We start from the raw sequence: 24,883 nt of genomic DNA on the forward strand, positions 1-24,883 counted from the left end.
CTAGACTCGAGTCATGACGACGGAGCACGAGGACGACTGGACGGACCGCCACGTCGCTCGCTGGCGGGACCACTGGATCGACGTCCACTTCGACGACCAGGTGGAGGCCATCGTCACCCGGATCGACCGCCTCGTCCGGCATTTCCAGCGCACCACGAAGGAGGCGCTGGCCGAGGTCGGTCTCCAGGAGTTCGAGTACAAGACCCTGCACCACCTGATGATCCGCGAGACCCCGGGCCAGGCGAGCCCCTCGGCGCTGGCCCAGGACCTCGAGATCAGCGGCGCCGGGATGACCGGGCGCCTCGACCTGCTGGAGAAGGCCGGGTGGATCCAGCGGCGCGCCTCGCCCGACGACCGGCGCCGGGTGGACATCGAGATCACCCGGGCGGGCGCCGACATCTGGCGCCGCGCCATGGACCTGCGCGGTCGGTCCGAGGAGCAGGTGGTGACCGAGCTGACCCAGGAGGAGCGCGACACGCTGGCGCGGCTGCTCAAGAAGCTGACCCTGGCGGCCGAGGCCGCGGAGTCGCCGCCGAATTCTTGATCGACCCCCAGTCACGTCTCAGGATGGTCACAGGGACGCAATCCAGAGTGGAGGCATGACCGACACCCCCTCCGTCCCGCCTCCGGGCGAAAGGCCGAGCGCTCCCCCGCCGTACCCGTCGCCGTACCCGATGTCCCCCCCTGCGGGCGGTCCTCCGCCGACGCCGCCCGGTGGGCCGACGACGACGCGGCGCAGCGGTCGGTCGGCCTTCGCGGCCTCGGTCGTGACGGCCTCCCTGCTCGTGGGCGGGGCGGCGGGGGTGGCCGGCGCGGCCGCCTGGGACCAGTGGGGTACGACGGGCTCCGGCTCGGCCACCGCCTCATCGGCCCGGACCACCTCGCAGGTCGTGGACACCCCCAGCCAGCCGGCGGCCAACGGGTCGGTCCAGCAGGTCGCCAAGGAGGTCCTCCCCTCGGTGGTCAAGATCGACGTCGCAGGTCCGCAGGAGGCAGGGTCCGGCTCGGGCATCATCCTCAGCTCGGACGGCCAGATCCTCACCAACAACCACGTGGTGGCGATCGCGGGCGGCTCGGGCTCCATCTCGGTCTCCTTCAACGACGGCACGTCGGCCAAGGCCAAGGTGCTCGGCACCGACCCGCTCACCGACACCGCCGTGATCCAGGCGGAGAACGTCAGCGGCCTGACCCCGGCGACGATCGGCAAGTCCTCCGACCTCGCGGTCGGCCAGGGCGTCGTGGCGATCGGCTCGCCGTTCGGGCTCGAGTCGACCGTCACCAGCGGCATCGTGAGCGCCCTGAACCGCCCCGTCGACGTGGGCTCGGACTCCCAGGGCAACAGCACGGTCTACCCCGCCATCCAGACCGACGCGGCGATCAACCCCGGCAACAGCGGTGGGCCGCTCGTGGACCTGAACGGTCACGTCGTCGGCATCGACGCCTCGATCCAGACCACGAACTCCTCCAGCACCGACCAGGGCGGATCGATCGGGCTCGGCTTCGCGATCCCGATCGACGAGGTCATGCCGATCGTCGACCAGATGGCCAACGGCCAGACGCCGACCCACGCCCGTCTGGGGATCTCGGTGTCCGACGTGGCCGGCAACAACACCTCGCTGGCCGAGGGTGCCCAGATCCGCGACGTCACCAGCGGCTCGACGGCCGCCAGCGCCGGTCTGCAGGTCGGCGACGTGATCACCAAGGTCGACGACCACCAGATCACCAGCTCGGACTCCCTGGTCGCGACGATCCGCTCCTACCGTCCCGGCGACAAGGTCACCGTGACGTACCAGCGAGGCGGCGCCACCAAGACCGTCCAGCTGACCCTGGACTCCGACGCCGGTTCGTCGAACTCCTGAGCCACACGACGCGCGGACATGGGTGAGAGCATCCCGCGCGTCATGCCCCCGAGAGCGGCGGGGCCCCGCGACCACATGGTCCGTCTCCCAGACGGTCGTCGGGGTCCCGCCCTCCCGCGTCCGGCTCGATGACCACAGCGGTCATCGGACCCGCTGCACCCTGCCCTCGTCCCACACCGGCTCCGGAGCCTCGTAGACACCGCCGTCCGCGCCGTACACGAGGAACCGGTCGAAGCCGCGGGCGAACCAGCGGTCGTGGGTCACCGCCAGGACGGTGCCGTCGAAGGCCTCCAGACCCTCCTCGAGCGCCTCGGCCGACTGCACGTCGAGGTTGTCGGTGGGCTCGTCGAGCAGGAGCAGGGTGGCGCCGGAGAGCTCGAGCAGCAGGATCTGGAAGCGGGCCTGCTGGCCCCCGGACAGCGACTCGAACCGCTGGTCGGCGGCGTGCGCGAGCTCGTAGCGGTCCAGCACCCGGCTGGCCTGCTCGCGGCCCATCCCGTCGCGATGCTGGTCCCCGCGGTGCAGGATCTCCAGCAGGGTCCGCCCCATCAGCTCTGGGTGCTCGTGCGTCTGGACGAACCAGCCCGGCCGCACCCGGGCACCCAGCTTCGCCTTGCCGGTGTGGTCCACCGGCGCCACCGCGACCTCGCCGACCGGCTGGTGCTCGACGTCCGGGTCGGAGCCTCCGGCCGCCAGCAGCCGCAGGAAGTGGGACTTGCCGGACCCGTTGGAGCCGAGCACGGCCACCCGCTCGCCGTACCAGACCTCGAGGTCGAAGGGCTGCATCAGTCCGGTGAGCTCGAGCTGCTCGCAGACGACGGCGCGCTTGCCGGTGCGGCCGCCCTTGAGCCGCATCGTCACCTGCTGCTCGCGTGGCTGCTCGGTCGGCGGCCCGGCCTCCTCGAACTTCCGCAGCCGCGTCTGCGCGGCCTGGTAGCGGCTGGCCATCCCGTCGTTGTACGCCGCCTTCTGCTTGTACATGAGCACCAGCGCCTTGAGCTTCGCGTGCTCCTCGTCCCAGCGCCGCCGCAGCTCCTCGAAGCGCGCGAACCGGTCCCGCCGCGCCTCGTGGTACGACGCGAACCCACCGGGGTGCGTCCACACCAGGTTTCCGGCGCTGCCCAGCTCGACGGTCACCACCCGCGTGGCCGTGTTGGCGAGCAGCTCACGGTCGTGGCTGATGTAGAGGATGGTCTTGTCGGACTCCCGGATCCGCTGCTCGAGCCAGATCTTGCCGGGCACGTCGAGGAAGTTGTCGGGCTCGTCGAGCAGCAGCACCTCGTCGGGCCCGCGCAGGAGGAACTCCAGCACCAGCCGCTTCTGCTCGCCGCCCGACAGCGTGCGCAGCTCCCGGTACTTGGCCCGGTCGTAGGAGACGCCGAGGCCGGCCATGGTGCACACGTCCCAGGTGACCTCGAGGTCGTAGCCGCCGGCGTCGGCGTACTCCGCGAGTGCGGTGGCGTAGGCCATCTGGGTCTTCTCGTCCTCCGCATCCATCAGCGCGCGCTCGCACCGGTCCACCTCGACGGCCGCGGCCCGGATCCGCGGTGGTGAGACCGACAGCAGCAGGTCGGCCACCGTGGGCGCCTCGCCGAGACCGGCGCCGACCATCTGCCTCATGACGCCCAGCCCACCCGTGCGGGTGACCACCCCGGCGTGCGGGACCAGGTCACCGGTGACGATCCTCAGCAGGGTGGTCTTGCCGGCGCCGTTGGCGCCGACGAGGGCCACCTTGGCGCCCTCGCCGACCCGGAACGACACGTCGTCCAGCAGCACCCGCCCGTCCGGCAGCTCGTAGCGCACCCCGGCGACATCCACGTGACCCACGAGGGTCGATTCTCCGCCATCGCCGCGATCGGGGCATCCCGATTAGTGGGGCCGCCGGCGCGGACAACGCCTCCTGCGGGAGCGATACGGAAACCCGAGGGCTGCACACAGGGAACTCACAAGGTGGCGGGTCACCGTGAAGGCGTACCCGGTTTCCACCCGAGGATCCCGACCCGAGGAGTCACCATGACCACCGACCGCACCACCAGCATCCGCCGCACCAACGGCGTGCGCCGCTCGCTCCTGGTCGGCGCCGTCACGGCCTCGCTCGGGGTGACCGCCGCCTGCGGCATCGCCGCCCAGAACAGCGCTGGCTCGAGCACCGGGTCCGGCAGCGGGACCACCACCTCGAACCACGTCTCGACGAAGGCCCACCAGAACAGCGCGAGCGGTACGACCACCCTGCAGCAGGGCTCGACGGGCACCGCTTCCCACGCCACGTCCACGGGGTCCTGACATGGTCGCCGCACGTGACTGGGAGCTGTGGAGCACCCGCGCGCGCCTCGTCGTGACCGACCCCGGAGCACTCGACCCGGCACTGGTCCTGGTCGATGACCTCCTGGCCGAGGTCGAAGTCGCCGCGAGCAGGTTCCGCCCCGACTCGGAGGTGAGCACGCTGCGCCCCGGCGCTGACGGGACCGTGGAGGTCTCCCCGATGCTGGCCGACCTGCTCGGCGAGGCACTCGCGGCCGCGGAGCAGACGGACGGCGCGGTGGATCCCACCATCGGCGCCACCTTGGCAGCGCTCGGCTACGACCGCGACATCCGGCTGGTCGAGAGCGGCACCGGGCTGGTCGCCCTGGTCCGGCCGGTGCCGGGCTGGCGGACCCTCCACCTGACCGGCCGGCGGCTGCGGCTGCCCGAGGGCCTCGAGCTGGACCTGGGCGCCACCGCCAAGGCGGTCGCCGCCGACCGGGCTGCCGCGCTGGTCGCCGAGCGCCTCGGCGTGGGCGTGCTGGTGAGCCTGGGCGGGGACATCGCCACGGCCGGGCGTGCGCCCGAGGGCGGCTGGCAGGTCCGGGTCCAGGACACCGACACCGACCCGGCCGCCCAGGTCTCGATGCCGGCCGGCACCGCCCTGGCGACCTCCAGCACGGTGCGGCGCACCTGGCGCCGCGGCGACGAGACGCTCCACCACATCGTCGACCCCGCCACCGGCCGGCCGGCCGAGCCGGTCTGGCGCAGCGTCAGCGTGGCGGCCGGCTCCTGCGCCGTTGCCAACGCCGCCGCCACCGCCACCATCGTGAAGGGCGAGGCGGGCCTGGCCTGGCTCTCCGCGCAGAATCTGCCCGCCCGGCTCGTCGACCGCCACGGCGCGGTCCACCTGCGCAGCGGCTGGCCCGAGGAACCGAAGGGCGAAGCGGCATGAACGAGGCCCTGTGGGCCCTCGGACGTGGGACGGGGATCGTCGCCCTGGTGATGTTCACGATCACGCTGGTGCTCGGCATCGCCACCCACTCCGGCCGCTCGCTGGGCGGCCTGGGCCGGTTCGGCGTCGCGGACGTCCACCGCACCGCCGCCCTCACCGGCGTCGGCCTGATCGCCGTGCACGTGGGCAGCCTCCTCTTCGACCCCTTCGCCCAGCTGCGGCTGGTGGACGTGCTCTTCCCCTTCCTCGGCGCCTACCGGCCGTTCTGGCTGGGCCTCGGCACCCTGGCCCTCGACCTCCTGGCCGTCGTCACCGTGGTGAGCCTGCTCCGCCACCGGGTGGGGCCCCGGGTCTTCCGGGCGGTCCACTGGCTCACCTATGTCCTCTGGCCGGTCGCTTGGCTCCACGCGCTCGGTACCGGCACCGACGCCGGATCCGTGTGGATGACCGGCGTGGCCGCGACCTGCTTCGCGGCCGTCACCGCCGCCGTCGGCTGGCGGCTGCTCCCGTCGTACGGCGAACGCGGCCGCACCCGTACCCCCCGAAAGAGCCTGTGATGACCACGATGACCCTCAGCGACACCCGACGCCTGCTCGCAGCGGAGCCGATGGGCACGCTCCCGCGCCTCTCCCCCGACACGCTGCTGGCCCTGGCCGACGACGCCGGGCTGACCGGCCGTGGTGGCGCGGGCTTCCCGACCGCGATCAAGGTGCGCGCGGTCACGCAGGGGCGGCGGGCCCCGGTGGTCGTGGGCAACGCGATGGAGGGCGAGCCGTTGAGCTACAAGGACGCGGTGCTGCTCACTCGCGTGCCGTACCTCGTCGTGGACGGGCTCGCGATCGTCGCCCGGGCGCTGGGCGCCCACGAGGCGGTGCTCGCGGTCGGCCCCGAGATCGACCCGACCGCCGCGATCGAGGCGGCCCGCACCCGTGGCGTCCAGGTGGCCCATCTCGAGGGCGGCTTCGTCGCCGGTCAGGAGTCCGCGCTGGTCAACCAGCTCGACGGGCGTCCGGCGATCCCCGGCGACCCGCTCGTCCGGGTGACCACGAGGGGGGTCTACGGCCGTCCTACGCTGGTGCTCAACGCGGAGACCCTGGCCCAGCTGGGGCTCATCGCCCGCCACGGCGTGGCGTGGTTTCGCGAGGCCGGCCTCCCCGAGGACCCCGGCACGTCCCTGTTCTCCATCAGCGGGTCCGTGGAGCACGCCGGCGTCGTGGAGGCGCCACGGGGCAGCCTCCTCGGCGACGTGCTGGCCTCGGCCGGGCCGGTGCACCCGGTCGCCGTGCTCGTCGGTGGCTTCCACGGCGCCTGGGTCCCGGCCACGGCCCCGGCCACCCGGCTGACCGCCCACGACCTCAAGCCGTACGGCGCCGCCGTCGGCGCGGGTGTCCTGCACGTGCTCGGGCACGACACCTGCCCGATCCGGATGGCGGCCGGGATCGCGGGCTACCTCGCCGAGGAGTCCGCTGCCCAGTGCGGGCCGTGCATCAACGGCCTGCCCCGGATGGCCGACGCGCTGGAGCGGCTCGCCGACCGGGTCCCCGACCCGGGACTTCCCTCCGAGATCGACCGGATGCGACTGCTCGTCACCGGTCGCGGCGCCTGCGCCCACCCCGACGGCACCGCGCGGATGGTCGCCAGCACCATGCGGGTGTTCGCCGACCACGTGAGCCGACACCTCGCCGGGCACTGCGAGATCGAGGGAGGCCGACGATGACCCGGCTGCACGTCGACTGGACCCGGTGCGACGGGCACGGCGCGTGCGCCGAGCTGGTGCCCGAGCTGCTCGCCAGTGACGAGTGGGGCTTCCCCCTGAGCCGGACCGGCGAGCGAGACCCCGAGGTCCCGGTGTCCCTGGAGGAGCACGCCGACCATGCCGTGCGCAGCTGCCCACTGATGGCCCTGCGCCTGGTGTGACCGCGCGTCCCGGGTCTGGACCCCCGCCCGACACGCCGGACATGAACCCGTATCGGGGACGAGAAGTGCGCTTCCCGCTCGTAGGATCACCGCATGGGGACGGGGCCCACCGAAGCAGTGCGCACTCCGGTCGTGGACCGGACGGTGCCGGTCACCCGACCTTGGGCGCGGACCGGCGCGCTCACGGCGTACGCCGCGCTCTTCGTGCTCTGGTCGGAGCTGCTGGGCATCCCCAAGGGCACGATCCAGGTCTTCGCGTGGCTGTGGCTGGGCACGATCGCCTGGCACGTCGAGGCTGAGCCGCGCTTCCACCTGAACTTCGTGCGCGACTGGTGGCCGCCGCTGGTCGGGCTGCTGGTGTACTTCTACAGCCGGGGGCTGACCGACAACCTCGGGGTCGGGGTGCACTTCACGATGCCGGTCTCGTTCGACACCTGGCTGGGCGGGGGCGAGACCCCGACCCAACGGCTGCAGTCGGCCTGGTGCGGCGACCCGTGCGGTCCGCTGACGCCACCACGGTGGTACGACGTCGTGCTGACGACCGTCTACATGTCCCACTTCCTGGCGGGGCTCACGATCGCCGCGGTGCTGTGGGTGCGCAACCGGGTGGAGTGGGTCCGCTGGATGCGGCGCTACATCACCATCAACTTCGGCGCGCTCTGCGTCTACATCGTCTACCCGATGGCGCCCCCGTGGATGGCGGCCGACAAGGGCTACCTGCCTCGCGGGGTCCACCAGATCACCGGACGCGGCTGGGCCGACCTCGGGCTGGGGCACCTGGACGTCCAGCTCCAGGGCGTCGGGAACCCGGTTGCCGCGATGCCCTCGCTCCACGCCGGCATGACGTGTCTCATCGCCATCTACGCCATCCAGCGGCTGCGGTCACCGTGGCGCTGGTTGCTGCTCGCCTACCCGATCGCGATGTCGACGGCGCTGGTCTACTACGGCGAGCACTACGTGGTGGACGTGCTCGCCGGCTGTCTGCTCGCCGCGCTGGTGCTGGTCGGCTGCAAGGTCTGGGAGGACACCCGCGGGACCTGACCGGCGCACATCCCGACGCCGGCGTTCCGGCCGAGCTCAGGAATACCGGTGGCTCTTGGCCGCGTGACCCTGTTCGCGTGTGCAGGTGCGTCCGCTGATGGCGCGGTGACCGCACAGTGACGCCTCGGGGACCTCGGTGGCGTCTGTGCCGGGCTCGGCCTCGGCCGGCTTGGGCGCCGGCGACCTCGGCTTCGGAGGGGCGGTCGGCTTGCTAGCGCGTGCGGACATCTGCTCGAAGCGGGCCTCGCGCATGGCGCGCAGGTCATCCATCTTGCTCATCGTCGGTTCACCTGTCCGAGCCTAGGCCGGTCACTGGGATTCTCGGGGCCGCAACGCCGCGCCGCGAGGGGATGGGGATGGTCGCGGCGCTCAGTTCCGATGGCGGCGACTCCATGCGCCCGCGCCACGAGGCCTAGAGCTTGGACAGCTTCGCGAAGGGACTGACGATGCGCACCACCTGCGGGCGGAAGTCGACCGTCACCGCAGCAGGTTCGACCGCGACGATGCGACCCACCCCGTACGAGTCGTGCGAGACCAGTTCGCCGAACTCGAACTGCTCGATGACCGGTTCAGGGTCGGCCTTGAAGGGGCTGCTGGCAAGGTGTCGGCGCCGTGCGGGTGGGGGTGTCATCACTGTGAGTATGCGCCCTCGACGGCGACGCGGTGAACTCTGGCCTCCCGGGAGCCTCTTGCGGCGGTCACGGGCCGGGCCCCGTGGCCACGCAAATCCAGGTGCATCGTCGCCCGCGGGTGGAGTTGGATCGTGGCATGTCGATCACGCTGCAGCCCGCGACGCCGGCCTCGTTGGACGAGGTCGCAGAGGCAGTGGCGACCTGGCAGCAGGACGGCGGGCCGGTCCAGCTTCATCCGGGTGACCTCGGGTGGAACTGGAGCCTGGGCACGGAGCGGCTGGCCGAGGCCATTCGGGTGTGGCGTCAGAACGGGCAGATCCGAGCTGTTGGTCTCGTGGAGGATGCGGGGTTGATCCGTATGGCCATCGCGCCGAGCGTTGACCGGGACGACGCGTTCGCGTCCCGGCTGCTCGCCGATCTCTCGGCTGGTGCGCCGGGGGTGCTGCCCGCCGACAAAGCGGTGGTCGAGGCCCGGGCCGGCACGGCCTTCCGCGAACTACTTGCGGGGAGCGGTTGGCTCGCCGACGAGCCGTGGACGCCGCTGTGTCGTGACCTCACCGACGAGGTGGAGGACTGCGGCATCAGGGTCGAGGTCGTCGATGCCCACAACGTCCGGGAGCGGGTCGCGGTGCAGCGGGCATCGTTCCCCAACTCGACGTTCACCCCGGAGCGCTGGCGCACGATGGCCGCAGCCTCGCCATACCGTCGGGCCCGGTGCCTTGTCGGTTACGACCGGCACGGCGAGGCGATCGCCACGGTGACGGTCTGGTCGGCCGGGCAAGGACGACCGGGCCTGCTCGAACCACTGGGTGTCCACCGGGATCACCGCGGCCACGGGTACGGCACCGCCACCTCGCTGGCAGCGGCAGCTGCGCTGCAAGAGATGGGATCGTCCAGCGCGACAGTGTGCACACCGAGCAGCAACGCGGGCGCCGTGGCCACCTACACCTCGGCGGGCTTCCAAAGGCTCCCGGACGTCACCGACTTCCGCCGCCCGAGCTGACCACCCTGGCCACCGACAACCCGGAGGGCAGTTGTGACTCGGGCTACGCGGTCCAGACTTGTCACCGCCGACGTGCAGGGATCGAGGAGGTGCTCTCGAGTCGGGTCACGGGTCAGCCGCCGGTTGTCGCGCTCATCCACTTGCACGATCTGGACCTCATCCATGGAGGCAGTCTCCAGTCGCCAGGTTCGATCGACCCCTCATCGGCACGAGCGAGCTCATCGCGGCATGAGCGGTCGCTACGGTCCGAGTCATGTGACGATTCGGTTGTCCTTCATCCAAAGGAGACAACTGACGATGACGATCGATCTGCTCGCCCACCGTCTCAGTACATCGGCAGGGCTCAGTGGGGGCTTCCTGCTTGTTGCAGCCTTCGCTTGCTGGGTGACTGGCGGCGTAGCCGATGTCGCTCAGGCTGTCCATCACGTCGCCGCGTTCGTGATGGCAGCCTTCGGAGTGGTCTTCATCGGTGTCGGCCTCACGCTGAGCGCAACAGTTCCGGACATTGACCAGATGTAGCGCTCGCCTGACAGCGGCAGATCCGTGCGCAGACCTTGGCATGAGGTCGAGGACCCTCGCCTTCAGCGAAGCGACCCCGAGCGGGTGGCGGCAATCTTGGGGCGGCGACTGGAGCCAGATGAGCGTCTCCGGAATGTCTCTACTACGCGGATGCACCGCCGTCGCGGTGGCGGTGGTCTCGTTGGCCGGCTGCGGCCACGACCCTTCGCCATCGTCATCCACGGGGCGGACTCCGCACCCCGCGCCGACCGCTGCGGGCGACTGCAACGACCTCGGCACCCAGCGCGCGGACGGATTCGTCCTCGCGGGCACCGACTGGTCCAACGACGTGCACGCCTACGACGAGCCCGCCGTGGTCTACGTCTGCGTACAGCCGGGCACGGGCGGACGGGTCAGCCTCGAGACGTCCGGGCGGGGATCACGATCACGCCCCGCAGCCGCGCCACGAGCTCCTCGGAGACTGGGGTGCTGGCGTTCCGGGTGCGCGTGCGTCAGGGCGCGACGGGCACACTCACCATGCGACAGCAGTCACCGGGCGCGACCAGTGGCGGGCCGGGGCCCACCGTGCTCGCCGAGACCAACCGCTGGCACTTCGCCAATGCCGGGTGAGGCGGTCGCGAGGATCGTGCCGCGAGGGCGTCTTCGAGCGCGCGCAATGCGGCAGATCCGCGTACGGCCAAGCCGGCCACCGAGCGGCATCACCGGGCACATCAGCACCCTCCTGGGCGCATCAAGCGTTCGCTCATCGGCATGCCGCCGCCATCAGCGGCCTGTGAGTGCGCGAGCAGGCGGGCCGTCAGTGGAACTCGGTGAGGGACAGAACGTTCCCGTCGGGATCGGTGAACCAGGCGATGCGATCCCCGCTCGGGGTGGTCCACACGCCGTGGGCGTCCTGCTCCATGCCGTCGTAGCGAGCGAATGCAACGCCGAGGGATTCCAGCCGGGCGGCAGTCCCACTGATGTCAGTCACGCGCCAGCCGAGCACGGTGTAGCCGGGGTGGGCGACCTCGGCGACGGCCGTGATGCGCAGCATCGTGCCGTGGGCATCGAACACGCATGCGTACGCGTTCTCCTCCACGACGGGGAGCCCAAGCGTGACTTCGTAGAAGGAACGTGCCCTGGCCAGGTCCGTGGTGGAAGCGAAAGCAATGACGTCGCTGGTTGCTAACACGGTGGACCCCTCAGCGTCGGCGACAGCCTGACTCTTCAGTGTGTCGCACGAACACGTTGCGCACTCAACGCGGCACGGGTGCTATGCCGCCGCCCGGATCGCGGCGCCTCGAAGCGGTGACGGCGGCGCGATGGTTCAGGCCAGTCCATCGGCGGCAAGTGCTTCGAGGACTCGCCCCCGGAGAAGTTCGTACTGCTCGCGGTGTCGACGCGGAGCGTCCGGCGGTCGAACGACCACCGTGCCGCCCACCACGTCCTCTTCCGGCCGGAACTGGTCTGCGGTGAGGTCCGCATCCGAACCATCTGGGAGCCGGTTCCAGTAGTGGTGACCGACCTTGATTCCGTCCACATGGACCTCGGCAAGGACGAGGTCGCCACCGAGGACGTCCTGCACGACCAGCGCCGTCATGCCGCACTGGTCGCGGGCTGGGTTCTGGGGATTCCACTCCTCCCGACTGTCGGGATAACAGGTGTCAGGGCCCCAGGCAGATAAGAAGTAGGGACGAAGTTCAGCAGCTGTGATCGGCATACCCGGAGCGTGGCACCGGTCGCCGACACACCTCACGAAGCCGCCACCCGCTCGGCGGCAGTCCGCGCGGCCCGCGGCAGATCCGCGCCTGCCCACGCACGCTGTGCGGCATGAGAGCGCTTCGGATTGCCTTGGCTCCTAGGCGTTCCTGTGTGGCTGGGAGCGGCCTAGTGGATGACCCGACGCGACCCTCACGTCTACTTGGCGGGCGGGATGGGGGTTCGGTCTATGGTCGTCCCTCCAAACGAAGAGAAGTGGCACCACAGCCGCCAACGAGACAAGTGCGCTCACACCGATCTCTACCGCATGTCCCATACAACGAGTGTGCCTCCGCATGCACGCGCTAGCGCCGGGGGCTGGGCGGTCAAGGAATGGTTATTGCCGAGCCGGCGCCGCATGCCCGCTTGGATGAGTGAAGGCTGATCTCGGAATGATGCAATACGGCTTGTCGGCGGGACCGCGCTCGGCGGTATGAGCGGACGCTGGTGCACGGTGGGCTCAGCCCGTGATGTCACCGGTGCTGGCATTACTGGACTCATGCCAAACGCCGTGGGCACCGCCGTCGTAGACGAGGTCGTACTGACGTACGTGAAGGGCCTGGAAGCCGTCGGCGAAGAAAAGATAGCCGACTCCGCGATGGGCCTCACAGGCACCGTCCTGCGTGCAGCCGAAGTCGAAGTCACCAACAAATCCCGAGGTTGGGACGCGCGGCGCCCAGGTGCCGGTGAAGACGGCCCAGTCGGTGCCGTCCTCGGTGCCGGTGACCCCAGCACTGACCGTGCCCGTCAGGTTCGGGCTGACCCCCGCGAAGGACCGGAACGTGCCGTGGAAGTCGCGCCGGACGCAGAAGTGGTTGGTGCCGACGCTCCAGATCCGGATTCTGATGTCGTCCTCGGTGAGCGCCCAAACGTGTCCGTCGGTGCCGAGGTCCGCCAGGTTCCGCACGTGTTCGGTCACGTCGGCCACCTGGTCCTTGGCCTGGGGGGCACACACCGGCGACTCATTCGCAGCCCCGGCGGGCGTCCCCAATCCCACACCCGAGAGGGCCACCACCGAGACCACTGCCGACAGCACTGCAACTAACCGCTTCATGTCGAGTCCTCCCGGGCCCCGGGACCGCCCACTCCGCGAATTTGATCATCCACTCTGCTCTCCACGCGCCCCAGTAAGCAATAGTTCGTATGTGCCACGGCGAGGCGGTCGCGCCAGGCCCAGGCAGCGCAGTCGCCGCCGGGCGGACAGCTGCAGAGGGTGCGTATCGCACACAGCGTTGCCGCTAGTTGTGCCGGAAGTGGACCTCGCCGTCAACGCTGATGTCCTGTCGGCCCGACTGAAGTCCCTCGCGGTAGTCGATGACAACACCGTTGAAACGAGCGACACCGGGGGTCGGTGACGTCACGGCGAGCAGGAGGGCCTCTCTGCTGCCGTGGCTCGCGTCATAGTCGAAGTGGCCCGAGACGCGCTCCGCCCCTGCGCAAACGCTCTTGATGGGGCCTTCGCCGATGGTCGGACCACCGGGTGCCCCTACGTCAGTGTGCGAGCACCGCCACACCGACACGGTCGCCCCGGGCGGGATGTCTTCGACGGACGCTGGGGTGATCGCGTGGACATGAAGGGTCCCGTGGTCGCTGTGCCACGGATCTGGGGTCAGCGGAAACGTGACCGTTGTCCCCGCTGCGACCGTTGCACCAGCTGCGTATCCAGAGTCAGGGAAAGCGGTTGGATGGCGAAGCTCTTCCCAGAGCCAAAGCCCACCAGCTGCACACACAAGCAGCACCACGCACGCGATCAGGTAGACCAGCCAGCGCGGCCGCCCATCCGCGACCTCAGCGCGTGGTTCACCCCTCTGGGGTGCCAAGTCCCCTGCTACCTGCACGGCGTGATCGTAGGCCAGGTACCGCGCTTCGACGGGGAGAATGGCCCGGATGAGAGGCACGCTCATCGGCATGCGAGGTCGTTCCGACTACCGGTCGTAGAACGGCGAGGTCCACGCGTGAAAGCAACCGCTCTGGGGTCCGAGCGTCACCTGAGTTGGGGACTGAACGCGCGGTTGCCGGCCGAGGCTCCTTCCCTCCTCGACGATGTCGACGACGTCGCCGACGGTGGAACCGGCGGGCCAAAGGCGTGGCTGGCGGAGGTGGACGGGTGACGAAGAGGCTCGAGCATGGACGATCACTGCTGACGGATGCGGGGATAGGCCGCCTGGTCGCCTCCGACGCCGACGTCGGCGCTGCCCGCGAGCGGCGCAGGCAACTCGCCCTCCGCCGACTCGCGCTCGCTCTGACCCTGCTGATGGCGTGGCTGTGGTGGCGCCTGCTCCGCGGCGATCCGATGGACATTCGCTCGTGGCGGCTCCCGACGTTCGACCCGTTCATGGTCATGGCCTCGTTGCTGCTGCTCACCATGGTGGGCGTGCTGCTCGGCGCGACGATCGGGGCAGGCCGCTCGCCCCACATCATGTTCAGGCCGGAACAGATCGAGGTCACCCTCGACGACGTCAAGGGGGTCGACGCCGTCAAGGAGGACGTCGTCCGCTCCCTCAACCTGTTCCTCGCCCATCGCGCCTTCACCGAGGAGATGGGAGGAACGCCGCGGCGAGGACTGCTCTTCGAAGGGCTGCCGGGAACCGGGAAGACACACATGGCCAAGGCGATGGCCCGCGAGGCCGGCGTCCCGTTCCTGTTCGTGTCCGCGACCTCGTTCCAGTCGATGTACTACGGCGCTACAGCGCGCAAGATCCGCTCCTACTTCCGCGCGCTGCGCAAGGCTGCCCGACGCGACGGCGGTGCCATCGGCTTCATCGAGGAGATCGACGCCATCGCGATGACCCGCGGAGGCCTGGCCGCCGTGCCCGCTCCGAGTCACGCCGATCCTGTGCTGCCGTTTGAGTCGTCCCTCCTCGGATACACCTCATGCGGCTGGAACGCGCCGGCCACAGCGTTCACCGTCAACCGGACCGCAGCGACCAACCGTTCGACCATCAGTGAGGGCACCGGCGGCGTGGTCAACGAACTCCTCGTCCAGATGCAGTCGTTCGACGAGCCGAGCGGTCCCCAGCGAATCCACGCCTGGCTGGTCGAGCAGCTCAACGCGCTGCTGCCGGCCCACCGACAGCTGCCCCGACCCCTGCCCGCGCCGACGAACGTACTGATCATCGCGGCGACGAACCGAGCCGACAACCTCGACCCGGCACTGCTCCGTCCGGGTCGCTTCGACCGCCGGCTGACATTCGACCCACCCGGGCGGGTGGCCCGTCGCGAGCTCGTCGACCACTTCATGGCCCGCAAGGCACACGTACCCGATCTGGACGACAACGACGTCCGGGAACACTTGGCCGCCCTGACCCAGGGCTACACGCCCGTCATGATCGAGCACCTGTTCGACGAGGCCCTGGTCAATGCGCTGCGGCGCGGGGCCCGCGCGATGACCATCCGAGACATCGAACGCGCCCGGCTGACCGAGGAGATCGGTCTCGGCCAGCCGGTGCAGTACACCGACCACGAGCGAACCCTGATCGCCACCCACGAGGCCGGGCACGCCACCACGGCCTGGCTGCTCGCACCCGAGCGACGCCTGGAGGTCCTGACCATCATCAAGCGCCGTGACGCGCTGGGGCTGCTGGCACACGGCGACCGGGACGAGGTCTTCACCCGATCACGGACCGAGATGCTCAACCTGATCCGGATCGCACTGGGTGGCATGGTCGCCGAAGAACTGTTCGTATCCGACGTCTCGACCGGTCCCGGCGGCGACCTGATCACAGCCACCACGGTGGCGGCACAGATGGTCGGAGTGTGCGGCATGGAAGACAGCCTGGTCTCCTTCCAGGCCGTCCAGGGCGCGGCACTGTCGGATACCAACATCGTCGGGCGGGTCCTCGGTGACCCCCAAGGTCGCGCGGCCGTGGAACGTCTGCTGCACGAGCAGAAGCAGCATGTCCATGACCTACTGACTGTGAACATGCACCTGGTCGCGGCCCTGCGGGATGCGCTGGTGAGCCGCCATGAGCTGATCGGCGCCGAGATCACCACCGTGCTCGAGGCCGCAGCCACCCGACATGAGGACCTGAGTGATCGTCGCTGAGTGTCCGGGTCCCTGAACCACCGGACCGCGTGGCACCGACACGCGAGCAAGCACGAAGCGACTGGGACAGCGTCTGAGCGGGATCGGACGTCTCGACACGTCGAAGGGCGATAGGGCTGGTCATTCAGGACCGCGCCCCCTATCGGCGGCATGAGCGGTCGCTACGGCGTAAGCGTCCACGCCTTGAGTTGTTGGCGTGCCGTGCCGTTGTTGCCGAGGTGGTAGACGGCCACGCTTATGGGGTGCACGTCGAAGGCGTCGAACGGGGCGGCCTCGATCTCGCTCAGGTCGTCCAGGGTGGCGAAGCCGACGGTGATGTGCGGGATGTAGCCCCCGCCCAGTTGGGCGGGCACGAAGCCCTCGACCCAGGCGATGGTGGTCGGGTTGATGTACGGATCTGCGGCGTCGGTCACGAACGCCGCGGCGTTTCCCCCTGACGCGACGTAGGGCGAGATCGCGGCCAGCAGTCGAGCCTGGTAGCCCAACACGGCTGGGTTGGGCTTGATCTGGAACACCGCGAGGCCCTGTCCTGGGACCCCCCAGTCGGCGTGGCGGATGGCGATGGCACGCAGCGACAACGCCGCCATGTCGGTCTCGGCGATCGTCTTCTCCACGGCGTCGAACACCCGGTCCAGGTCGGCGCTGCGCACGAACCGCTGCAGGGTGGTGATGTGCGGGGCATGGGTGGCGTCGAGGGCGAACCCGCTCGGCACGCTGCGACGCATGCGTTGGTTGAGCGTCCGGGCGCGGTCCAGCGCGTTGTCGTCGGGGTTGATCAGGACATCGATCGCTGTCAGGTCGGTCATGGGTCTTTGTTTCCCTGGGGAAGGCGCGGCGGGGCGGTCAGAAGATGGTGATCCAGTCGTTCTTCATGCTCACCACGGTCCAGCCCTGTTCGGCGGCTTGGGCCTGGGATGCCTCGGCAGAGGTGGTGTAGGCGAACTCGCGCTCGTCGTCGTCGTGGTTGATCAGCAGGGCGAACTTCGCGCAGGTGAGCATCTCGATGTCGACGTCGGCGTTTCCGCCCGCGAAGATTGGCAACCGACCGGTCTGAGCGAAGATGTGCTCGGGCTTCCCCGGTCCCAAGTTGAGGTTCCCCAACAGGCCAGGGCCGCGAACGATCCGACCATCGGCGTAGGTGTACTCGGCGGCGGACCCGATCACGTTCTCCTTGGGCACCGCCCACGTCTCCTCGGCAAAGACCCGCATGAAGTCCCGCCCGCCGCCGGAACACACGAAGATGCGGAAGTCGCGAGCGCGGAGTAGGTCGAACAACTCGAGCATCGGCCGGTAGACGAGGTCCTTGTACAGGGCATCGAGCTTCGGCTGCTTGACGGTGGTCAGCCACTCCCGGACCTGGGCGTCGAAATCAGCCGGCGTCGTACCTGCCCATGACCTGCTGAACGCCTGCAGCAGCGACTCGACCACGGGCGGGTCCTGGGTCGCGACCCCTTGGACGAAGGCCGGGTCCTTCTCGATCAGCGCCTTGTACGGCTGGCGTTCCGCCAGCGTCGGATCCGCCTTGACCTCCTCGGCCCAGGTCCGGAACACGAAGTCGAACTGCGGTGGCAGCGGCTGCTCGACCCACAACGTGCCGTCGTTGTCGAAGCACGCCATCCGGTCCGCGACCGACACGAAGTCAGGACCAGGCGTCGTCGCACGATGCACGAAGTCCACCACGGCCGCCTTCGCAGCCCCCTCGACCCAACTCGCAAGGTCAGCGCTGCTCACAGAACCCCCTCAGACCGGCACAGCCACGGCACAAACCCTCGAGGAGCGCCAAACACGCGCTTGACCGGGGGCGTGCGCCCCTGATCCACATCCCAGCAGTAGATGCAACGGGCAGCGTAGTTACTTTGGTCCCCAGATCGTCCAGCGCGACGGACCCGGCCCGCCGACCGGGACCCGGTCGACCGCTCATCGACACGACCGCGCACTCAGCGGCAGATTCGCGCGCGCCCACGCGCACGCTACGCGCCCACGCGCACGCTATGAGCCATGTGAGTGCGCTCCGCAGACGGACCCGAGCTGCTCTCCCGGTCCGTATGGGCCCGCTTCGCGCGGCGGACCGTCGCCATACTCCGATCGCCCTCCACCGCTCGTAAGGCGCGGTCCGGCCTACGCTGGGGTCAGGCAGCGCGGCCTGGCCTCTGGCGGATGTCCAAGTTCGTTCCTGCGGCGAAGGGAGAGTGAGTGCCGGATGAACACCGCGAACAAGCCCCGCCTCAGGAGTCTGACCGGGATCGGGCTGCTGCTCCTGGCGCTCGCGCTGGGCGCCGGGCCCGGCTCGGCGTCACCGGCCGGAGCAGGCGCCCACGCCAGCTCCGGGAGCCATGAGCAACGAGCCACGTCCGGCCGCGGCGGCGTACCTCGCGCCTCGCACGTCTTCGTCATCGTCGGGGAGAACACCTCATTGCGGCAGGTCACCCGCCGGTCCGCGCCGTACCTCGCCGGCATCCTCCGCGGGCGCTCGGCGCGATTGCATGGCCTTCGTGCGGTGCGCAACAGCAGCTCGACGGGCAACTACATCAAGATGACGAGCGGTCAGTCGATTGCGTGTGAGCGCAACGACAGCAACCCCGTCAATCCCAATACGGACCGGTCGATCTGCCACCAGAAGGTCGACAACGTCTTCCACCAGCTCCAGGCCCGACACATCTCCTGGGCGGACTGGCAGGAGTCCATGCCGCATCCTTGTGCGTTCTACGACGACGGGACCAACTGGGCCGGCGACGTGTACGGGGCGCACCACAACCCCGCCATCTACTACGACGATATCGAGGGCAACCGGTACGTCGAGGACTTCGGAAGCGCCCCGAAGGGGGCGTGCCTCCATCACGACCTCCCCATGGGCACCACGGCCCCCAACAACACAGTGCGGTTCGACCGAGCCCTCGCGACTGGCCGGATTCCACGCTTCAACTATGTCGTGCCCAACGACTGCGAGAACGGGCACGACCTGTGCGGGACGCACAGCACGGTGGGTCAGTTCGACGGGTTCCTGCGACGCGAGATCCCCAAGATCATGGCCTCACCTGCGTGGGACCGCCGATCGGTGATCAACGTGACCTGGGACGAGCAGGGCGACGCGACCCCGAAGGACAGGCGCATCGGCAGCGTTTGGATCGGTGCGCACGTCAAGCCGGGCGACTACCGCGGCCGCTGGAACCAGGCCAGTCTCCTGCGCACCGTCGAGGACGCCTTCGGGCTGCCCCACCTGGCCCATGCAAGGACCGCCCACCCGGTCGCGAAAATCTGGCGCTAACCCAACCACCTCAATGGTCGGACAAGTCGCTCCACGGACGCTGCCCGATCACCGGTGACGATCCGCTGTCCGGCAAGGCAAGGCACCGCACGGATCGACCGCTCATCGGTGCGGGCTCAGGCGGTCAACGCAACACCTCGGCTAGTGCTTGGGATGGTGTCTTGAAGCCGAGGGTTTGTCGAGGTCGTCCGTTCAGCTCGTCGGCGATGGCGTCGAAGTCGCTTGGGTCAGGGTCCGGAAGTCGAGGGTGCGGGGCAGGTACTGGCGAAGCAGGCCGTTGGTGTTCTCGTTCGACCCGCGTTGCCACGGTGACTTGGGATCACAGAAGTAGACCTCGACTCCGGTGGCTTGAGTGAACTTGGCGTGCTCGGCATCTCGTGGCCTTGGTCCCAGGTCAAAGTCCTGGTCAGCGCTGCTGGCAGGTTCGTGATCTTCGCAGCCAGTGCATCGGCGACCAGATCTGCCTTGTGGCCGTTGGGCAGCGCGACGAGCATCACGAACCGAGTCGAGCGTTCGACCAGAGTCGCGACTGGGGTCATGCCCTTGCCGAAGACCAAGTCGCCCTCCCAATGACCCGGCACAGCGCGATCCTCGGCCTCAGCCGGTCGCTCGGAGATGTTGAGGATCCCGGGCCGGCCACCACGACCATCAGGAAGCCGGATCCCTGCCGACCGCCGAAGTACTCGCTTGGTCCGCAGATAGGCGGTCAGCTCTTTGCGCAACGCACCGCGGGACTGGATGAACAAGGTGCGGTAGATCGTCTCGTGCGACACCTGCATCTCCGGTTCATCTGGGTAGGTGGCCTTCAGCCAACCCGCGATCTGCTGCGGTGACCACCGCTGCCTCAGCTTCTCCGCCACGATGTCACGCAGTAGCGGCCGGCTGGCCAGCTTGCAGGTCTGGGGACGCCGAGCTCGAGCCCACGCCTGCTCATCTGCCCTCGCCGCGCGGTACCGACTCCGCCCGCCGTGCCCGCGACCTCACGACTCACCGTCGACGGCGCCCTGCCCAAGCCGGCCGCGATCGTGCGCAACGACCATCCCGCTGCCAGACCCCTGGAGATCTCCTCGCGTTCGAGCAGACTCAACCGGCCCGTCGAACGCCGTCGAGCAGCCGGACGGATCCCGCCACACCGCACCAGGTAGCCATGGACTCCGCTGGTCGACAGCCCCAACGCACGAGCCGTCGGCTTGGCCGCATAGCCCGCCCGCAGACGAGCCCAGATCTCATCCTCAACAGCCGGCGTCACCCGGTGATAGCCACGTCCCATCGCAACCTCCTCGAATCAAGGAAGTGTTGCGCTGACCAATTGAGACCGCCGGCATGACAGAGCGGGCGGATCGCGGCATGAGCGGATGGCCTTTCGGGCGTGCCGTCGTCGCGGCGTACGGCCGTTGCGGGTGCCCCGTCGCCGTGACATGATTTTTCGGGGGAAGCGGAGGGCACCGTGGACGGTACGTGGAACGACGGACATCGGTTCTCGGGGCGGGTGGCGATGGTGACCGGTGCCGGCGGGACGCTGGGCGGAGCGGTGGCACTGGGCTTCGGTCGCGAGGGTGCCTCCGTCGTGGTTGGCTACCGGAGCTCACGGGGGGAGGCCGAGTCGGTGGTGGCAGCGATCGTCGACGCCGGCGGCACCGCATCTGCGCATCAGCTCGACGTCACTGATCAGGCGTCGGTGGTTCGTTTCATCGACGAGGCAGACGCTACTTACGGCCGGATCGATGTCCTGGTCAATGCGGCTGGGCGTCTCGACGAGGCGGACACTGTCCGCTTCGAGCACATGAGCGCGGATGCGGCCACCGTTCTGCTCACGGTGGACGTGGTCGGCGCGATGCGCATGTGTCACGCTGCGATCCCGATCATGCGGCGCCACGGCCGCGGGGCGATCATCAACTTCTCGAGCACCTACGGGAACGGCGTCAACCCCGACAACCCGATCAACTGGGTGCCGGTCACTTACTGCGCGGCGAAGGGCGCCATCCGCGGCCTCACGACATCCCTCGCGCGTGACCTCGCGCCGGAGATCCGCGTCAATGCCCTGGCCCCCGGTCCGATCTCCGGGAACTGGGAGCAGGAGTGGGGTATCGCCCCCGAGCACATCGCCGAGGCAAAGGGGATGAACCCGATGAAGCGCTTCGGGGATCCCCGTGAGATCGCGGAGACCGTGCTCTTCCTGGCCTCGGACGGTGCCGGCTACATCAATGGCCAAGTCATCCACGTCGAAGGTGGCTGGGTCACCGCCGGATAGCCCGCGACCCGACCGCCCGACCGGTCACGCGTGCCGTACTCATCGCGGCACCGATCAGACGCTATGCCGCCGACCGGATTGCGGCATGTCCGGGCGAATCACGAAGGGCTACTTCTTGGGCCTTCTCCCTTGCGGGACCCCCAGTGATGCTTTGTCGCCGAGTCGGCCCACAGATCCATTCGACCGACCCCGAGATATGCGGCCCGGCTCATTTTCAGGTATTCGAGCAGCGGCGCGACCGCATGCGGCAGCGGCTGCATGGGTCGGGTCAGGACACGTCGATGCGCACGAGCTGACCGGACTCTCCCCCCAGCACCCATAAGGATCCGAATGCCGTGACGAGGCGGTTGGTGGCGTTGGGGCCGTGCAGGGTGAGGCTGGGGCGGAGCGCACCCGAGTCGACGTCGACGTGGTAGATGGTGTGGCCGATGTCGCTGGCCCACACCGATCCGCCAGCGCTGGCGAAGTTGAAAAGGCTCTTGTCCGGTCCGTAGCTGATCGGGGAGAGCTCCCCGGAGTCGGCGTCGAGCCGGCGGGCGACGGTTCGGCAGCTGCCCCCCTCGCCGTCGTCCAGCCCGGTGTACCAGAGGTCGCCGTCGGCGACGGAGGTAGCAAGGCAGGTGCCGGTGTCGACGACGATGGGTGGCCCGTCGACCCGGCCGGTGCGGAGATCCACGCGCACGACGGTGCCTTCCATGGTCAGCGTGATCCACAGCTGGTCTGCAACGAGGAACGGGCCGCCGGCGTTGTGGCCGGGCAGCTCCGTGGTGCCGGTGACCTCACCGGTGCGGGCATCCAGGCGCGTCAAGCTTGCCCGCACCGACTCATCACCGTGATTCAGAACCCACAGGTCCTCACCGGTGGCGGCGATCCCGACAGGCCGGGAGAACGGCCTGCCGTGCGACGACTCGATGGTGCGCAGGACCCGACCCGTATCCGCGTCCAGCTGCATCATCGCGTCCTCGAGGAAGCTGGCAATCCACAGCGACCCGTCGGCGTACGTCCCGAAACCCGGCGGGTGCGGCGGGCGCAGTTTCCGGACGACGGTGTTGGTCGCAGGGTCGATCTGGGAGAGCACTCCGCTTGGCCCCCCGAGCACCCACAGCCAGTCCTGGCCACCAGCGCGTTTCCGGGCGGCAGGTTCAGCGTCGCAACGACACGGAGCGAGTCGCCGGTCGAGGCTACGGCCGTGGGGACCGTGGTCTTGCTGATCGAGGCTGGTCCCGCGGTCGGGCCGTTGGAACCGCAGCTGGCGAGTCCCAAGATCACCGGGGCAATGGCGAGGAGTGCGCGAATGTGCCTCATGACAGAAACACGCGAGCGTGGTGCTCGCCGTTCCCTCCACATGCCTTCCCGTTCGTGGATTGCAGTGGCGGCGCCACGCTGCCCGCGCGAACGCGGCGATCTGGCCACTGGCATAAGGCAGGCCCCCCGCTCACCGACCACTTCCGGCCGACACAGACTCCGAGCAGCGCGCAGCTCGGCACTGCCTTGGATGCCTCAATGCACGGCGAGTTGCCCGATCTGCGCCATAGCCGTCCGGGCCGCCTGGGGAGGACACTTCGAGAAGGTATGGCGGCGAGGGAACCGAACACCCACTCCAGGCGTGACTCCCATCAGAGGGGCGGGAGGCGAACGTGGTCGACCAACGGACGTTCGACGAGTTCTACCTGGGCACGCGGGCTGCCCTGCTGCGCCAGCTCACGGTGATGACCGGCAATGCCGAGCAAGCCGCTGACGTGTTGCAGGAGGCGTACTCTCGCGCGTGGCAACGGTGGGGTCGGGTGTCGACCCTGGCGGACCCGATGGGGTGGGTTCGCACCGTCGCCTGGCGCTTGGCCATCAGCCAACACAGGCGGTCCCTCGTGGCCTCGGACCGGCTCCGCCGATTCATCGCGCCGGAGGCTGCGGTCGACCGAAGCCCGGCCAGTGACGAGGTCATCGACCTGCGTGCGGCTCTGCGCCTTCTCTCACCCGAGCATCGACGTGCCCTGGTCCTGTACGAGATGTGCGGGCTGTCGATCGCTCAGGTGGCCGCCGAAACCGGCGCCGCCGAGGGGACCGTGAAGAGCCGCCTCGCGCGGGCCCGGGCCGCTCTGGCCGCGGCCCTCGGCGCCGATTACCTGGCCGGCGGCGCACCCACCCGGGCCGGCGAAGGGAGCATGTCGTGAACCTCGCAGACCTGATGACCCAACTCACCGACGACGTCGACACCCGGCTGCTGCCGACCCCTGAGGACATTCGCCGCACCGGCGACACGCTCCGCCGGCAACGACGGGCCCGCTTCACGGTCGGGGCCACCGTGCTCGCCGTGATGGCTGTCGTGACCTCCGTCGCGATCGTCACCCACCCGTTTGCCCGGTCAGGTCCGGAACCGGGAGGCCCGATCGACGGGTGGCGAGTCATCCGGACCCTCGAGATCCCCGGCTCGGGCGACGCGTTCTACGGCGACAGCTCCCTCTGGGTCATCGACAACAGGAACCAGGAGCTCACTGAAGACGGCACCCCTTCCGGGGACCTCTACCAGATCGACCCCAGGTCCGGCGTAGTGCTCGACCGGATCCCGGGCGCGGTCGGTGGCTGGCCCAACGTCGGCGCCGGAGCGATCTGGCTGTCCACCGCGGCAGGTGGTCTCAACACGCTGACCCGCGTTGACCTGGCCAGCCACGAGGTCACGCGGACCAGCACCTCCCACCCCAGGCAGCTGCCGCATGGAACGGCCTGGGCAGCGGGCAACCTGTGGGTGGCGAACTACACCTCGGGCGACCTGCTCCGGATGGATCCCGAGACCCGCCAGGTACGTCAGACCATCCACCTGGGTGACAACCGCAACGGTCGAGCCCCGCAGAGCCTGATCAGCGACGGCCACAGCGTCTGGGTGGGCAATGACAACGGCTTGATCACGCGGCTCGACGGTGCAACTGGCGAGGAGACCTCCCGCCTCCAACTACCCATCCGCGGGGTCCGCTTCGACGGCATCGACACTCGCCGCCACGTCCTGTACGCCCACGCCCTCCGCGGCAACAGCATCTTCCAGATCAACACCGGTCCGCCCGGGCCCGACCGGATTCGGGACGAACTGCCGCTCACCCAGGACGTGGGCGGCATGCTCGCAGGGTTTGCCGTCGGCACGGAATCACTCTGGGCCGCCACGCTGAATCCCGACGACCTGTTGCGCATCGACCCGGAGACGCTGAGGATCAGTGAACGGATTCCATTGACCGGGCTGAATCACGAGTCGAACGTCCCCATCGCCCTTGCTGCCAGCGGCCGAGCAGTGTGGATCCGCGTCAATGACAGGGTCCGCGAACTTGCGCCGCAGCCGTGATCTGACATGTGGCTGGTCCAGCAAGGCCCACGGGCATCTCCAAGCGCGCCGTCAGCGGCAGATCCGGGCGCACCCACGCGCACGCTATGC

At 69.3% G+C, this 24,883-nt stretch carries 25 protein-coding genes and 1 pseudogene; 15 read left to right on the forward strand and 11 right to left on the reverse strand.

All coding sequences use genetic code 11. The features are described 5' to 3' along the window. The first annotated feature begins 13 nt into the window (after positions 1-13). Positions 14-544, forward strand: coding sequence for a MarR family winged helix-turn-helix transcriptional regulator (locus H0S67_RS18890; RefSeq protein ID WP_180934289.1), 531 nt, complete (start codon positions 14-16; stop codon positions 542-544). A 55-nt stretch (positions 545-599) separates the two neighbouring features. Beyond that, a complete protein-coding gene (locus H0S67_RS18895) occupies positions 600-1,859 on the forward strand; it encodes a S1C family serine protease (protein ID WP_180934290.1) in 1,260 nt (419 codons plus the stop codon). 141 nt (positions 1,860-2,000) lie between these two features. On the opposite strand, the gene H0S67_RS18900 is transcribed toward H0S67_RS18895, so the two are convergent. After that, entirely contained in the window at positions 2,001-3,686 is a 1,686-nt protein-coding gene (locus tag H0S67_RS18900; protein WP_180934291.1) for an ABC-F family ATP-binding cassette domain-containing protein, read from the reverse strand. 186 nt (positions 3,687-3,872) lie between these two features. Here H0S67_RS18900 and H0S67_RS18905 point away from each other — a divergent pair, with 186 nt between their 5' ends. The 6 genes from H0S67_RS18905 (at position 3,873) to H0S67_RS18930 (ending at position 8,013) form a co-directional block, all read left to right on the forward strand. Beyond that, positions 3,873-4,142 (forward strand): hypothetical protein, encoded by a 270-nt coding sequence (locus H0S67_RS18905; protein WP_180934292.1) that lies wholly within the window; start codon positions 3,873-3,875, stop codon positions 4,140-4,142. A 1-nt stretch (position 4,143) separates the two neighbouring features. Continuing rightward, positions 4,144-5,055 carry an FAD:protein FMN transferase gene (locus H0S67_RS18910; RefSeq protein WP_180934293.1) on the forward strand — a complete coding sequence of 304 codons (912 nt, stop codon included), beginning with the start codon at positions 4,144-4,146 and terminating at the stop codon, positions 5,053-5,055. Continuing rightward, a complete protein-coding gene (locus tag H0S67_RS18915; RefSeq protein ID WP_180934294.1) occupies positions 5,052-5,612 on the forward strand; it encodes a ferric reductase-like transmembrane domain-containing protein in 561 nt (186 codons plus the stop codon). Before H0S67_RS18910 ends, H0S67_RS18915 begins: the two co-directional genes overlap by 4 nt. Then, a complete protein-coding gene (locus tag H0S67_RS18920; RefSeq protein WP_180934295.1) occupies positions 5,612-6,772 on the forward strand; it encodes an NADH-ubiquinone oxidoreductase-F iron-sulfur binding region domain-containing protein in 1,161 nt (386 codons plus the stop codon). The genes H0S67_RS18915 and H0S67_RS18920 overlap by 1 nt, the downstream gene beginning before the upstream one ends. Next, complete coding sequence (locus H0S67_RS18925) at positions 6,769-6,972, forward strand: ferredoxin (RefSeq protein ID WP_180934296.1); 204 nt, start codon at positions 6,769-6,771, stop codon at positions 6,970-6,972. The genes H0S67_RS18920 and H0S67_RS18925 overlap by 4 nt, the downstream gene beginning before the upstream one ends. A gap of 93 nt (positions 6,973-7,065) precedes the next feature. Continuing rightward, on the forward strand, positions 7,066-8,013 hold the full coding sequence (locus H0S67_RS18930; RefSeq protein WP_180934297.1) for a phosphatase PAP2 family protein: 948 nt from the start codon (positions 7,066-7,068) through the stop codon (positions 8,011-8,013). Between the two features lie 36 nt (positions 8,014-8,049). Here H0S67_RS18930 and H0S67_RS18935 read toward each other — a convergent pair whose 3' ends face one another. Together H0S67_RS18935 and H0S67_RS18940 are read right to left on the reverse strand one after the other, a co-directional pair. Continuing rightward, positions 8,050-8,292, reverse strand: a complete 243-nt coding sequence (locus H0S67_RS18935) for a hypothetical protein (protein ID WP_180934298.1) — start codon at positions 8,290-8,292, stop codon at positions 8,050-8,052. Positions 8,293-8,425: 133 nt separating this feature from the next. Then, positions 8,426-8,644: a hypothetical protein gene (locus tag H0S67_RS18940; RefSeq protein WP_180934299.1), complete on the reverse strand. Its 219-nt coding sequence runs from the start codon at positions 8,642-8,644 to the stop codon at positions 8,426-8,428. 137 nt (positions 8,645-8,781) lie between these two features. On the opposite strand from H0S67_RS18940, the gene H0S67_RS18945 reads away from it, so the two are divergent. After that, complete coding sequence (locus H0S67_RS18945; protein ID WP_180934300.1) at positions 8,782-9,648, forward strand: GNAT family N-acetyltransferase; 867 nt, start codon at positions 8,782-8,784, stop codon at positions 9,646-9,648. 297 nt (positions 9,649-9,945) lie between these two features. Continuing rightward, positions 9,946-10,167 carry a hypothetical protein gene (locus H0S67_RS18950; RefSeq protein ID WP_180934301.1) on the forward strand — a complete coding sequence of 74 codons (222 nt, stop codon included), beginning with the start codon at positions 9,946-9,948 and terminating at the stop codon, positions 10,165-10,167. A gap of 796 nt (positions 10,168-10,963) precedes the next feature. On the opposite strand, the gene H0S67_RS18955 is transcribed toward H0S67_RS18950, so the two are convergent. The 4 genes from H0S67_RS18955 to H0S67_RS25905 form a co-directional block, all read right to left on the reverse strand. After that, positions 10,964-11,338 carry a VOC family protein gene (locus H0S67_RS18955; RefSeq protein WP_180934302.1) on the reverse strand — a complete coding sequence of 125 codons (375 nt, stop codon included), beginning with the start codon at positions 11,336-11,338 and terminating at the stop codon, positions 10,964-10,966. A 135-nt stretch (positions 11,339-11,473) separates the two neighbouring features. Next, positions 11,474-11,866 (reverse strand): YunG family protein, encoded by a 393-nt coding sequence (locus H0S67_RS18960; protein ID WP_180934303.1) that lies wholly within the window; start codon positions 11,864-11,866, stop codon positions 11,474-11,476. Positions 11,867-12,364: 498 nt separating this feature from the next. Beyond that, complete coding sequence (locus H0S67_RS18965) at positions 12,365-12,832, reverse strand: hypothetical protein (RefSeq protein WP_180934304.1); 468 nt, start codon at positions 12,830-12,832, stop codon at positions 12,365-12,367. A 1,206-nt stretch (positions 12,833-14,038) separates the two neighbouring features. Continuing rightward, positions 14,039-14,425: a hypothetical protein gene (locus H0S67_RS25905; RefSeq protein ID WP_246354883.1), complete on the reverse strand. Its 387-nt coding sequence runs from the start codon at positions 14,423-14,425 to the stop codon at positions 14,039-14,041. 18 nt (positions 14,426-14,443) lie between these two features. Here H0S67_RS25905 and H0S67_RS18970 point away from each other — a divergent pair, with 18 nt between their 5' ends. Next, positions 14,444-15,949 (forward strand): AAA family ATPase, encoded by a 1,506-nt coding sequence (locus H0S67_RS18970; RefSeq protein WP_281369049.1) that lies wholly within the window; start codon positions 14,444-14,446, stop codon positions 15,947-15,949. 161 nt (positions 15,950-16,110) lie between these two features. Here H0S67_RS18970 and H0S67_RS18975 read toward each other — a convergent pair whose 3' ends face one another. Together H0S67_RS18975 and H0S67_RS18980 are read right to left on the reverse strand one after the other, a co-directional pair. Continuing rightward, positions 16,111-16,755: a hypothetical protein gene (locus tag H0S67_RS18975; protein WP_180934305.1), complete on the reverse strand. Its 645-nt coding sequence runs from the start codon at positions 16,753-16,755 to the stop codon at positions 16,111-16,113. Between the two features lie 37 nt (positions 16,756-16,792). Next, a complete protein-coding gene (locus H0S67_RS18980; protein WP_219635342.1) occupies positions 16,793-17,626 on the reverse strand; it encodes an HAD family hydrolase in 834 nt (277 codons plus the stop codon). Between the two features lie 523 nt (positions 17,627-18,149). Here H0S67_RS18980 and H0S67_RS18985 point away from each other — a divergent pair. Then, positions 18,150-19,214, forward strand: coding sequence for an alkaline phosphatase family protein (locus H0S67_RS18985; protein ID WP_180934307.1), 1,065 nt, complete (start codon positions 18,150-18,152; stop codon positions 19,212-19,214). Positions 19,215-19,338: 124 nt separating this feature from the next. Here H0S67_RS18985 and H0S67_RS28430 read toward each other — a convergent pair. Then, positions 19,339-20,484, reverse strand: a pseudogene (locus tag H0S67_RS28430) (IS30 family transposase). Positions 20,485-20,661: 177 nt separating this feature from the next. On the opposite strand from H0S67_RS28430, the gene H0S67_RS18995 reads away from it, so the two are divergent. Further along, a complete protein-coding gene (locus H0S67_RS18995) occupies positions 20,662-21,465 on the forward strand; it encodes an SDR family NAD(P)-dependent oxidoreductase (RefSeq protein ID WP_180934308.1) in 804 nt (267 codons plus the stop codon). A gap of 268 nt (positions 21,466-21,733) precedes the next feature. Here H0S67_RS18995 and H0S67_RS19000 read toward each other — a convergent pair whose 3' ends face one another. Then, a complete protein-coding gene (locus tag H0S67_RS19000) occupies positions 21,734-22,543 on the reverse strand; it encodes a Vgb family protein (RefSeq protein WP_180934309.1) in 810 nt (269 codons plus the stop codon). A gap of 559 nt (positions 22,544-23,102) precedes the next feature. Between H0S67_RS19000 and H0S67_RS19005 the strand changes: the two genes are divergently transcribed. Both H0S67_RS19005 and H0S67_RS19010 read left to right on the forward strand, forming a co-directional pair. Continuing rightward, positions 23,103-23,636: an RNA polymerase sigma factor gene (locus H0S67_RS19005; protein ID WP_180934310.1), complete on the forward strand. Its 534-nt coding sequence runs from the start codon at positions 23,103-23,105 to the stop codon at positions 23,634-23,636. Further along, positions 23,633-24,793 carry an NHL repeat-containing protein gene (locus H0S67_RS19010; protein WP_180934311.1) on the forward strand — a complete coding sequence of 387 codons (1,161 nt, stop codon included), beginning with the start codon at positions 23,633-23,635 and terminating at the stop codon, positions 24,791-24,793. The genes H0S67_RS19005 and H0S67_RS19010 overlap by 4 nt, the downstream gene beginning before the upstream one ends. Positions 24,794-24,883: the final 90 nt, after the last annotated feature.

The sequence above is a fragment of the Nocardioides ungokensis genome (genome assembly GCF_013466985.1).
GTDB classification, from domain to species: domain Bacteria; phylum Actinomycetota; class Actinomycetes; order Propionibacteriales; family Nocardioidaceae; genus Nocardioides; species Nocardioides ungokensis.